We start from the raw sequence: 12338 nt of genomic DNA on the forward strand, positions 1-12338 counted from the left end.
CAGTGTCTCGGACCGGCTGCGGCTCACCCTGCCCGATCACATGGTGCCCGCGGCCGTCGTCACCCTGGACACACTGCCACTGACACCCAACGGGAAACTGGACCGCAAAGCACTCCCGGCACCCGACTACACCCCCACCACTACTTCCACTCGTCTTCCCAGCACCCCGCGCGAGCGGATCATCGCCGGCCTCTTCGCCGAGGTCCTCGGAGTGAACATCGCCCGGGTCGGCAGCGACACGAGCTTCTTCGCTCTCGGTGGGCACTCCCTGCTCGCGATGCGCCTCATCGGCCGTATCCGTGCCGCCCTCGGCGCGCAGTTGCAGCCCAGGGACTTCTTCGAGGCGCCCACCGTGGCCGGGCTCGCCGAGCGGCTGCGCGGGGCGGCGAAGGCACAGGGCGATGTCCTGCTGCCGCTGCACCTGGAGGGGGATCGGGCGCCTGTCTTCTGTGTCCACCCGGCGGGCGGACACAGCTGGGGCTACTACCATCTCAAGGATCATCTGCCGCCGGGCCACCCGCTGTACGGCCTCCAGGCCCGCACCCTGTTGCAGGACGCGGAGCCCCCGGCCACGCTCTCGGTGATGGCCGCGGACTATGTCGAGCAGGTGCGCTCGGTGCAGCCGGAGGGGCCGTATCACCTCGTGGGGTGGTCGTTCGGCGGCCTCGTCGCCTTCGAGATGGCCACTCAGTTGCAGCGGCAGGGCGAGGAGATCGCGCTTCTCGCGCTGCTGGACGCCTTCCCGGCCGCAGCGGGGGACGGCGACGATCCGGTGCCCGCGGACGAGGACGCGATGCTGAGGATGATCGCCGCCAACGCCGGCTACGACCCTGAGACCATCCCCACCGGCGGTGCGAACGAGCCCCTCACGCCGGCTGCGTTGAGCGCGTTCTTCCAGCAGGTCGGTGCGGTGATGGCCCACCTGACGGCGGACGACCTCCGTACGTTCGCGCACACGCTGCGGCACAACGCCGGCATCGGAGCGGCGTTCATGCCGGCCGTGTTCCGCGGCGACCTGCACCTGCTGACGGCGGCGCTGGGCCGGGACGGTGCCCGGACCGCCCCCGGCAGGGGACACGACGCCTGGACGGCGCACGTCACCGGACGGGTCGACGAACACCGAGTGCCGTGCACCCACGACGACATGTTGATGCCGCACATCCTGGAGTCGGTGGGCGGAATCCTCTCCCGCGCCCTTCGGGACCAGAACCCCTGAGCAAGCCCCCTCTCACCAAGCCCCTGTCCATCACGCAGTCGAGGAGCCCGGCATGACGAACCCCTTCGAGAACCCGGACGGCACGTACATGGTGCTCGTCAACGACGAGAACCAGCATTCGCTCTGGCCGGTCTCCGTGAACGTGCCCGCGGGCTGGACCGTCGCGCACCCGAGCGACACGCGCGAGGCATGCCTGCGCTTCATCGAGGAGAACTGGACCGACATGCGCCCGCGCAGCCTCGCGCAGCGCATGGCCGACAAGTAAGGAGATGGGGAGGAGCGTGCGGTCCCCGATCCCCCGTTCCGCTGCCGGCTACGACCGTGCGCGGCACGGCATCCACAATCTGCGCCGCGCCGAGGTCATAGCCGACCCCCGGCTCTACTGGGAGGCGATCTCCGAGCTTCCGCCCGTCTTCTACGACGAGGTGGGAGGCGTCTGGGTCTGCTCCGGGTATGCGGAGTCGGTCGAGATCCTCGCCAACCACCGGGTGTTCTCCTCCGCACGCCATCACACCCCGGACGACCTGGCGGCACGCGGCATGAGCGGCATCGTGCCGACCGCGGAGATGCTGTCCGCGCAGTTCCTCTTCAACGATCCGCCCGAGCACACCCGGATCAGGAACGCCCTCCGCGGTGAGTTCTCACCGGCCAGCATGGGCAGGCACGACCCGGTTCTGCGGGCGATCGCCGGCGAGGTACTGGCCACGCTGCCCGACGCCGGAACCATCGACCTGGTGGCGGACTTCGCGGAACGGCTGCCCGAGCACCTGATGACCCACCTGCTCGGCATGGCGGGCCGCGGTGCGGAACTCACCGAGTGGGCCGACTCCTACGAGCGGCTGCTGAGCAGTGTCTCCACCTTCCCGAGCCGGGCCGACCTGGAGACGGTCCCGCTCCTGGAGAAGGCGCTCGCCGGGTTGAGCGGGCTGGCCGCCGATCGCCTCGCGGCGCCCGGCGACGACCTCGTGACCACCCTGGCGACGGCTCTGCGGGACGACTTCGAGGCCGAGGCCGGTCCCTCGAAGGAACCGCCCGCCGAACTGCTCCACCTCGTCGCCGCCAACGCGCTGGTCCTCGTCGCCGGCGGCTATCAGACCCTGACGCACCTCGTCTCCACCGGACTGCTGTTGCTCGCCGAGAACCCGGAGCAGCTGCGGCGGCTGCGGCAGGACCCCGCGCTCATCGACTCCGCCGTGGCCGAGACACTGCGGATCGACGGGTCGAGCCAGTACGTGGGCCGGCATGCCGTGCGTGACATCGAGATCGGTGGGGCACGCCTCAAGGGCGGGGACGGAGTTCTCGTCCTGCTCGCCGCGGCCAACCTGGACCCTCGCAAGTTCACCGACCCCACCGCCTTCGACATAGCGCGCAGCGAGGGCCGCCACCTCGGATTCGGCTCCGGCCCGCACTACTGCCTCGGTGCGCCGTTCGCCGAACGCCTGGCGCGCTGGGCGATTCTCGGCTTCGTCGAGCGCTACCGGCGGTTCGGGCTGTCGTCGGCGGACCCGCAGCCGGTGGAATGGGGACCTCACTGCAACACCCGTTCCCGGCACCGGGCGGCGGTGTGGGTCGGCCGTACGCCGGACGACGCGGTGCCGGAGGCCAAGACGGTCAGCGATCTCGAACGGCACCAGATCATCACCGAGTGGAACGACACCGGCGCCGACGACGGCGCCGCCCAGGTCTGCTGGCAGCTGCTCTTCGAGGAGCGGGCCAGACTGACGCCGGACAGCCCGGCGGTCGAGGACGAGGGCGTCGTCTACTCGTACGCGGACATCGACGCATGGGCCAACGGGGCCGCTCACCGGCTGCGTGACCTGGGCGTGGAGCCGGAGACGGTCGTCGCGATCAGCATGGAGCGGTCCGTGCGGCTCGTCGTCGCCGTCCTCGCCGTGGCCAAGGCGGGGGGCGCCTTTCTGCTCGCCGCCGCCGACTGCCCAGGCGAGCGCCTGAGAACCATGCTGGAGCAGACGTCCGCCCGGCTCGTCGTCGCCGACGACGCCACCGGTGACCGAATAGCGGCTCTGGGTGTCCGGGCCGACGTGGTGCGACTCGATCCGGCGGTACGGGCCTCAGCCGCGCCGATCACCGGCGTCGCGCCGGGCAACACCGCCTACGTCGTGTTCACCAGCGGTACCACCGGCCGGCCGAAGGCCATCGCCAACAGCCATGAGGCGCTGTCGAACCTGCACATCGCCCAGCGCGAGGTGTTCCGTATCCGGCCGCGGGACCGGGTGTTGCAGTTCCTGTCGCTGAACTTCGACGGCTGCGTCTCCGAAGTCGTCCTCGCCCTGCTGTGCGGGGCGACGCTCGTCGTCGCGCGGACCGCGCATCTGACCCCCGGCCCTCCGCTCCTGCGGCTGCTGCGCGAGCGACGGGTGAGCGTCGCCATCATGACGCCGTCGGTGTGGTCGGTGCTCCCGCACGATCCGCTGCCCGACTTGCGCATCGCGGCCTTCGCGGGCGAGCGGCTGCCCGGCGCCCTGGTCCGCCGCTGGACGTCGCCGGGCCGCAGGCTCCTCAACCTGTACGGGCCTGCCGAAGCGGCGGTCTGGTCCACCTGGCACGAGTGCGCCGGTGCGGACGACCCGCCGATCGGGCGTCCGGTCGCGGGCAAGCGTGTCTACGTCCTGGACGACGGACAACGGCTGCTGCCGCCCGGAATCCCGGGCGAGCTGTACATCGCCGGTATCGGGGTCGGCCGCTATCTGGGGCGCCCTGACCTCATGGCCGACTCGTTCGTGCCCGATCCTTTCGCGGGGCGGGCCGGACGGTTGATGTACCGGAGCGGTGACCAGTGCGTCTGGCGGGAGGACGGCCTCCTGGAGTACGTCGGCCGCCGCGACCGCCAGGTGAAGATCCGGGGGCAGCGCGTCGAGCTGGACGAGGTGGAGCGCGTGCTGGAGAAGGCACCCGGCGTGGCCTCCTGCCACGCTGTCGAGCGTGACAACAGGCTGCACGCCTACGTCGTACCCGAGCGGTCCGGTTCCTGGGACGAGCCGGCGGTACGTCGCCACCTGGCCGAGCGTCTGCACCTCGGCATGATCCCGGCGACGTTCACCGTCACGGACCGGCTGCCGCTCACCTCGAACGGGAAGGTGGGGGAGAAGCCCGAGACGGTGACGCCCGGGAACGGAGTTCCGGTACCGGCCCCGGCTCTGGTACGCGCGGTACCCGCCGTATCCGTACCCGCCGTGTCCGTACCCGCCGCACCCGTGCCGGACCCCGGCGGAAAGGCCACCCGCATCACATGGGAGCTGGCCCAGCTGTTCTCGTCGTGCCTGCGCGTGCCGCAGGTCCGCGTGAAGCTGGACACCGACTTCTTCTCCGCGGGCGGCGACTCGCTGGCCATGGCCGAGTTCATGGCGGCCGCCGAGGAACGCTTCGGCGTGGTCCTCGACGTACAGCGACTGCTCGACCAGCCGACCCTGGCCGGGTTGGTACGGCTCGTGAGCGAGGGGCGAGAGGCTCAGTGAACGGCAGAGCGATACGGACCGGCACCGATCAGGCGCGACCGGTGGTCGGTGTGATGGAAGACGGGACGGGCGCGGACGCCCGGCCCGTGATGATCGTGCACGGTACCCTCGACCGCAGCGACGCGTTCCGCCGGGTCGCCGACCACCTGCGAAACCGTCCGGTCCTCGGCTACGACCGGCGCGGCTGGGGCAGATCCCGAGCGCTCGGAGGCGCGGACGTCGACCACCAGGTGCACGTGCGCGACCTTCGCGCGGCCCTGGCCGAACTGGACGTGACGCCGCTCGTGCTCGGCCACAGTTACGGCGCCCTGGTGGCGATGGCCGCCGCCGCCGCGGACCCGTCGTGTGTCGCCGGGATCGTCGCCGTCGAACCCCCGGTGCGCTGGCTGCCCTGGTGGCCCGCCGAGGACCCTTGGGAACAGGCCGTGCGCGGCGCCGCGGAGGGTGGGCCGGAGCAGGCGGCACGGGCCATGCTCGCCGAGGTCCTGGGGCCGGCGGGCCGGCTGCACGTGGCACGCGCGCGGCCGTCCGACCTGGCCGCGGACGGGACGGCCCTCATCGCCGAGATGACGGACCCCGCCGTCGACGTCCCGAGCTTCGACCCGGTGACGTTTCCCGTCCCTACCGTGGTGGCGGCCGGTTCCCGGTCGGCCACGCACCACAGGGTCGTGGCACAGCGGCTCGCCGAGCTTCTGCCGCACGGCCGGTTCGCCGAGATCTCCGGCGCGGGTCACGCCTCGCACGTCAGCCATGCGCGGGAGCTGGCCCGACTGGTGGAAGAAATCGACGTGATCGAGGAGCAGGACCGATGATGCCCAGTGCGCTTGAGAACGCCGTCTACGGACTCGTCTCCACCCCGGTGCTCCACAGCGCCGTCAGACACGGGGTGTTCGCCCGCCTCATCGAGGACGGCCCGGACACCGTCGAGTGCCTCGCCGAGCGCCTCGGCATCGACCAGGACACCCTGGAGCGCATGCTGCTGGTCATGACCTCCCTCGGCGTCGTGGAACGCGCGGCGGGCGGGAAGTACTCGGTGACCGCTGACGCGGCGCCGTTCCTCGACCGTCGCGGCCCCCGGTACCTGGGCGGCTTCATCGAGCACCTCACGCTGGAGACCTCGGGCCGCCTCGGCCGCCTGGACACCTACCTCTCCGAGGGCAAGCCGGCCACGGAGGCGTCCCCGTTCGACGACGTGTACCGCGACACCGAGTCGCTGCGGGCCTTCATGCGCGCCATGTGGGACTTGAGCTTCGGCATGTCGCAGGAACTCGCCGCCCTGGCCGGCATGGCGGGGACGACGCATCTGGTGGACGTCGGCGGGGCCACCGGCCCGTTCGCCGTGGCGGCGCTGCTCGACGCCCCGGCCCTGCGGGCCACCGTCTTCGACATGCCGATGGTCGGCCCCCTGATCGGCGAGGACGCCCAGGCACAACCGGTTGCCGACCGCCTCGGCTTCGTCGGCGGCGACTTCTTCACGGACGAACTCCCGCACGGCGACTGCCTCGCCTTCGGGTACATCCTCTCCGACTGGGACGACGCCACCTGCGTCATGCTGCTGGAGAAGGCGTACCGGGCGTGTGAGGGGCCCGGCCGGGTCCTCATCATGGACCGCCTCTTCGAGGACGACCACAGCGGTCCGCTGGCCACCGCCGCGATGAACCTGGTGATGCACATCGAGATGGCCGGGAAGCACCGTACGGGCGCCGAGTTCATCGCCCTGCTGGAGCGGGCCGGATTCGCCGACTGCGAGGTGCGCAGGGCCGGCGGCGAGAAGCACTTGGTGATCGGCCACAAGAGGTAGTCGCCATGGTGGGCGCAGTCCCACGGATGAACAACACGTCATGCAGCAGAACGGAGCTTCCTCGATGAACGGCACGCCACACCACGGGCTCGAACTCCTCACCGGCCAGAGGAGCTGACCCGACATGACCGGGCCCGTCGACCTCACCGCCTCCGTCAACCACACCCCGCTCGTCGACACGCGACTGCTGTCCGCCGACGACTCCGAGGCCCGCGCCACCCACCGTGTCTACGAGCACCTGATCGGCATGTGGGCGCCCGGAGTCATCGAGGCCGCCCAGGACCTCGGCGTGTTCACCGCTCTCGGTGCCGGCCCGCGCACCGCCGCTCACCTCGCCGAGACCCTCGGCACCGATCTGCGTGCCACCCGCGTACTGCTGGACGGACTGCACGCCTATGACATCCTCCGGCGCGAGCGGGGCGCCGACGGCCAGGCCGTCTACACCTTGCCGGCCGCCATGCGCGGCGTCTTCGCGAACGACGGTCTGTTCAGTCTGGCCGGGAAGATCACCCACGACCGGAACATCGCCTGGCACGCATGGCGTCACCTCGCTGACAACGTGCGCGACGGCGCCCGCGGTGCTCTCGGCGGCGCCCAGGTCAACCAGATATCCGAGGAGGACTACGCCGCCCTGGCCCGCGGCATCAACTTCTGGGCCCCGCCGGTCGTCGCCGTGCTCGCCGCGGCCCTGCGCGAGCACGGCTGGGGCCAGGACGCCGAGGCCACCCTGCTGGACGTCGGCTGCGGCACCGGCATCTACAGCCATCTGCTCCTGGAAGCGTTCCCGCGGCTGAGGGCGCGGGGCCTCGACGCCCCGAGGATCATCGAGATCGCCGTCGCACAGGCCGAACGGCTCGGCGTCGCCGACCGGTTCGAGCCGCTCACCGCCGACTTCTGGGCCGACGGCTGGGGCAGCTGCGCCGACCTCGCCCTGTTCGTCAACATCTTCCACCTGCAGACACCCGAGTCGGCACACGAACTGCTGCTGAAGTCCGCCAAGGTGCTCACCGGCGGCGGCCTCATCGCGATCGTCGACCACATCGTCGACGAGGACGCCGGCGGCGCCAACAACCAGAACCGGTTCTCCCGGCTGTTCGCGGCGTCCATGCTGGCCACCGGCGGCGGCGACGCCTACACGGTCCAGGACTACGACCAGTGGCTCGCCGACGCGGGGCTGCGCCGCACGGCCCTGCTGGACACACCGATGCACCGGGTACTGCTCGCGGGCCGGGCCTGACCGCACGTGGGTGGCACGGCCGTCAGGCGCGCGACGGCCGGGAGGCGTCTGCGTGCACCGCCGACGTCCACGGATTCACAGGGTCACGACAGCTTCGGAACAGACGATGAGGGGATGCAGAGACAAGGTGTCACCCCCGACCCCCTCGTCCGCGTCCTCATCGTCGACGACGAGCCGGAGCTGTCGGCGCTGCTGTCCGCCGCCGTCACCGACAACGGCTGGCGGCCGTACGTCGCCGGCGGTGGGCACAAGGCCGTCCGTCTCGCACGGGAGTGCGCGCCGCACGCCGTCGTCCTGGACTGGATGCTCCCCGACCTCGACGGCCTGGACGTACTGCGCCGACTGCGCTCGGAGCGCGCGGAGTTACCCATCCTCATGCTCACCGCCCGGGACGCCCTCGCCCACCGGCTGGACGGACTGTCGGCGGGAGCCGACGACTACGTGACGAAGCCGTTCGCCCTGGAGGAGGTGGTGCTGCGGCTACGCGGGCTGCTGCGCCGCGCGGGCACCGGCACCGGCACCGGTGACGCCGACGGCGGGACCGGTGGGCGCGAACGCGTCCGGCGGCTGGGCGACCTGGTGCTGTCCGAGGGCAGCCGGGAGGCGTGGCGCGGTGGCACGCCCGTCAGACTGACCACCAAGGAGTTCGACCTGCTGTGGTTCCTCATGGGCAGCCCCCGGCAGGTGTTCAGCAAGGCGCAGCTCCTCGACCACATCTGGAACAGCTCGTTCGACGGCGAGGGCAACCTGATCGAGGTGTACGTCTACAGTCTGCGGTCGAAGATCGACAAGGGGCGGGCGCCGATGCTGCACACTGTGCGGGGGCTCGGCTACACTCTCCGGCCGACGGCGGGGGCCGGACATGCCGTGGCGCCGTGACCGGCACGCATCGGGGTCTCGTCCGCATGACCGGCACGCACCATGGCCGCGGCACCGAGGCCGGTCCCTGCGGACGCAACTGGTCGTCTTCCTCTCCGTGATGCTCGTCCTCGTCTGCGGCACCACGGCCGCCGCCACCGCGATGGTTCAGCGCGACTTCCTCATGCGGGACCTGGACGAGCGGGTCACCGAAGCCGCCGAGCGCTGCCAGTGGGCCCTCGACCAGTACGCGGGCGACCTCCGCAACCTGGGCTTCCTCAAGATCGGCGGGCAGACCGCCGGGACCCTCGCGGCCCGGCTCGACCGGGACGGCCACGTCGTCGCCGCCGCGGTGGTCACGGACGCGGGACACCAGCGGTCCCTCTCCACCGCGCAGCGCACCGCCCTGGAGGAGGTCCCCGCGGACGGCGCGCGGCACACCCTGGCGGTCCCCGGCTTCGGCGACTACCGGCTCGTCGTGCTCGGGGACGGGGAGGTGCCCGTGCTCGCCGGTCTCCCCACCGCCGACGTGGAGCGCATGAACCACGCCCTCATGGCGGTCGAGGCGGTGATCGCCGTAGTCGGACTCACCCTCTCCGGCACCGTGTGCGCGGTCGTCGTCCGGCGCAGACTGCGGCCGCTGCGCCGGGTCGCCGCCACCGCCGCCGAGGCGACCCGGATTCCACTGGACCGCGGCGAGGTCACCGGCCTGTGCCGGGTGCCCGCCGAGGACACCGACCCGCGCACGGAGACCGGCCAGGTCGGCCTCGCCCTCAACCGGCTCATCGAGCACGTGGAGAAGTCCCTCGTCGAACGCCGGCACACGGAGGAGCGGATGCGGCGCCTCCTCGCCGACGCCAGCCATGAACTGCGTACCCCGCTCGCCTCGATCGCCGGCTACGCCCAGCTCATGGCCGGCGGGACCGGACAGGTCACAGCCGAACGCGCCTGGGAGCGGATCACCGCGCAGTCGGCGCGCATGACCGGACTGGTGGACGACCTGCTGCTTCTCGCCCATCTCGACGAGGGCCGGCCGCTGGAGCTGGCCGAGGTGAACGTCGCGACCCTGGTCGCCGAGTCCGTCTGGGACGCCCGCGCCGCCGGCGGCGACCGGTCGTGGCAGGTGTTCCTGCGCCTCGACGCCTCCGTGAGCGTCGTCGGCGACCACGCCCGGCTCCAGCAGGTCCTCGCCAACCTGCTGGGCAACGCCCGCGCGCACACCCCCGCCGGTACGCGGATCACCGTGACGGCGTGGACCACGGACACCCACTGCCTGATCCGGGTCCACGACGACGGTCCCGGCATTCCCGGCGCGCTCCTTCCCCAGGTCTTCGAACGCTTCACCCGCGCCGACGCCTCCCGGTCCCGCAGCGCCGCCGACCGGACGGGCGGCGCCGGTCTGGGGCTCGCCATCGCCGCGGCCATCACCCGGGCGCACGGCGGCCGGCTCGACGCGCGCAGCGTGCCGGGCGACACCGAGTTCACCGTGTCGCTGCCCCTGGACGCTCCACAGACGTGCTGGTCACAAGGGTGCGGGCGGGAGCCGGTGGGCACCGGGGACACCGGACAGCACTCCGTTTCAGTTTCGTTTCAGGTAGGTCCACGAAAGTGAGTCGCCGTCGGCCGGTCACCGGTGACCGGCCCCCGCGAAGGGAGTGGACGGCGATGACTCAGGAAGACCCGAAGCAGGAGAGGGGCTCCGCCTCCCGGCGACAGGTGCTCGTGGCCGGCGGCGCCGCGGTGGCCGTGGCCGGCACCGGGAGCGTCCTGGCCTCCACCGCCCTCGCCGACGAGCAGCAGGCCCGGCCGCGGGAGGCGACGACCGGCGGCGGCGAGTCCTGCTACCGGCTCAGCTCGGAGGCGATCGAGGGGCCCTACTACATCGACGCCGACAAGATCCGCACGGACGTCACCGAGGACCGGGAGGGCGTCCCCCTGACCCTCACCGTCAAGGTCATCGACTCCGAGACCTGCGAGCCCGTACGGAACGCGGCCGTCGACATCTGGCACTGCGACGCGCTGGGCGTCTACTCCGGCTACGAGTCCGTCGGCTCGACCCTGCCGGGCGGCCCCGCGCCCACCGGCGACCCCACCGGCACGCCCACCGACCTGCCGCCGGGCGGCGGCGGTGGCATGCACCAGGAACCCACGGACGACGAGCGCTACCTGCGCGGGACCTGGCGCACCGACCACCGGGGCACGGCGCGGTTCACCACCGTCTTCCCGGGGTGGTACCAGGGCCGGGCCGTGCACATCCACACCAAGGTGCACGTGGACGGAGCCTGGACGAAGGACGGCTACGAGGGCGGACACACCTGCCACACCGGCCAGTTCTACTTCGAGGAGGAGGCCGTCCTCGCCGTCGCCGAGCTGGAGCCGTACGCCACCAGCACCGTGACCCGCGTGACCCTCACCGAAGACATGATCTACGACCAGAGCGGTGCCACCGGCGGCCTGCTCGCCCTGCGCTACCACAAGAAACGCGTCGCGAAGGGGGTCCACGCGTCGATCACGGTCGGTGTGGACCCGGAGGCCACCCACGACGGCGACGACGCCCCGATGCCCGGCGCGCCCTCGCCGTCGGCATCGGCATCGGCGTCGACGTCGGCAGCGCCGTCGACGCCGGCCTCGTAGGTCCGCGGTCCCGGCAGGCCGCCATGACCGACCGTCGCGACGCCGAACTCGCGGAGAGCGCCGTGTCCGCCCTGACGGCACAGCTGTCCCTGGCCCCCAAGCCCGGACTGCCCGACCCCCGTGACCTCGCTGCGCCCGCCACCCGCACGGATCACCGGGCGCTGCGCTGGTCGGCCAAGGCCCTGCTCCCCGGCCTCACCGCGATGGCCGCCGCCGCCCGCCGCACCGGCCGGCCCACCGCCCCGCTCCGCGCGGAACTCGGGGCGATCGGCCGGTGCGCCGAGCACTCGCTCCGGCTGGCGGGCGGCGGTCACCGGGGCGCCCTGTGGACCCTCGGCCTGCTGGTCGCGGGCGCCGCGCTCGATCCGTCCGCGACGGGCGACGACGTCGCCGCGGCCGCCGGGCGGATCGTCCGGCACTCCGACTCCGGCGCGCCCCGCAGGGCCACACGGGGCTCGGCGATGTCCGTCAAGTACGGCGCGGCCGGCGCACGCGGCGAGGCACGCGCCGGCTTCCCCCATGTGCGCGGCGCACTCCGGGCGCTGGCCGCGTCCCGGCAGGCGGGCGTCCCCGAGGAACGGGCCCGCCTCGACGCCCTCCTGACCGTGATGTCGACCCTCCGCGACAGCGAACTGCTCCACGTCGCCGGGCCGCACGGCCTGCGCCACGTGCACGACGGCGCCCGCGCCGTCCTGGAGGCGGGCGGCACCGCGACCGCCGCCGGCGACGAGGCACTCACCGCCCTCGACGCCGACCTCACCGCACGCGGCTGGAGCCCCCGGGGCAGCGCGGGCCTGCTCGCCGGAGCGCTCTTCCTGGACACCCTGCCCGCCCCGCCCCGCCGGCTCACCCCGTGACCCCCGCCCGCGCCAGGCACCTCGCCAGGTCCGAGCGGGAGCGGACGCCCAGTTTGCGGTAGACGCGGGTCAGGTGGGACTCGATGGTCTTGCGGGAGAGGAACAGGGACGCGGCGGCCTCGCCGTTGCTGAGGCCCTCGCCGATGGCGCGGGCCACCTGCAGCTCCTGCGGGGTGAGCAGGGCGAGCGGCGGCGTCCCCGTGTTGTGCGGACCGCGGTGGCCGGCTGCCGCGACCTCCCCCCGGGCGCGCAGCGCCCA

General features: G+C 72.5%; 11 protein-coding genes. 10 read left to right on the forward strand and 1 reads right to left on the reverse strand.

Going from position 1 to position 12338, the window contains the following annotated elements; genetic code table 11:
• The 10 genes from UW392_RS13065 to UW392_RS13110 all read left to right on the forward strand — a co-directional run.
• On the forward strand, positions 1–1216 hold a 1216-nt coding region (locus tag UW392_RS13065), incomplete at its 5' end, for an alpha/beta fold hydrolase (protein WP_320775111.1).
• 52 nt (positions 1217–1268) lie between these two features.
• Positions 1269–1481 (forward strand): MbtH family protein, encoded by a 213-nt coding sequence (locus UW392_RS13070; protein WP_320775112.1) that lies wholly within the window; start codon positions 1269–1271, stop codon positions 1479–1481.
• Between the two features lie 16 nt (positions 1482–1497).
• Positions 1498–4692, forward strand: a complete 3195-nt coding sequence (locus UW392_RS13075) for an amino acid adenylation domain-containing protein (protein WP_320775113.1) — start codon at positions 1498–1500, stop codon at positions 4690–4692.
• A gap of 53 nt (positions 4693–4745) precedes the next feature.
• Positions 4746–5504, forward strand: a complete 759-nt coding sequence (locus tag UW392_RS13080; protein ID WP_320775114.1) for an alpha/beta hydrolase — start codon at positions 4746–4748, stop codon at positions 5502–5504.
• Entirely contained in the window at positions 5501–6493 is a 993-nt protein-coding gene (locus UW392_RS13085; RefSeq protein WP_320775115.1) for a methyltransferase, read from the forward strand. The genes UW392_RS13080 and UW392_RS13085 overlap by 4 nt, the downstream gene beginning before the upstream one ends.
• Before the next feature lie 124 nt (positions 6494–6617).
• Positions 6618–7730 carry a class I SAM-dependent methyltransferase gene (locus UW392_RS13090; protein WP_320775116.1) on the forward strand — a complete coding sequence of 371 codons (1113 nt, stop codon included), beginning with the start codon at positions 6618–6620 and terminating at the stop codon, positions 7728–7730.
• A 114-nt stretch (positions 7731–7844) separates the two neighbouring features.
• Positions 7845–8609: a response regulator transcription factor gene (locus UW392_RS13095; RefSeq protein ID WP_320775117.1), complete on the forward strand. Its 765-nt coding sequence runs from the start codon at positions 7845–7847 to the stop codon at positions 8607–8609.
• 100 nt (positions 8610–8709) lie between these two features.
• Entirely contained in the window at positions 8710–10200 is a 1491-nt protein-coding gene (locus tag UW392_RS13100) for a sensor histidine kinase (RefSeq protein ID WP_320775118.1), read from the forward strand.
• Between the two features lie 53 nt (positions 10201–10253).
• Positions 10254–11222, forward strand: a complete 969-nt coding sequence (locus tag UW392_RS13105) for an intradiol ring-cleavage dioxygenase (protein WP_320775119.1) — start codon at positions 10254–10256, stop codon at positions 11220–11222.
• A 23-nt stretch (positions 11223–11245) separates the two neighbouring features.
• Entirely contained in the window at positions 11246–12079 is an 834-nt protein-coding gene (locus UW392_RS13110) for a triphosphoribosyl-dephospho-CoA synthase (RefSeq protein ID WP_320775120.1), read from the forward strand.
• On the opposite strand, the gene UW392_RS13115 is transcribed toward UW392_RS13110, so the two are convergent.
• Positions 12069–12338, reverse strand: a 270-nt coding sequence (locus UW392_RS13115; protein ID WP_320775121.1) for a response regulator transcription factor, incomplete at its 5' end; no start/stop codon positions are given. The two genes, UW392_RS13110 and UW392_RS13115, sit on opposite strands and share 11 nt — an antisense overlap.

The organism is Streptomyces sp. CRN 30 (assembly GCF_034105845.1).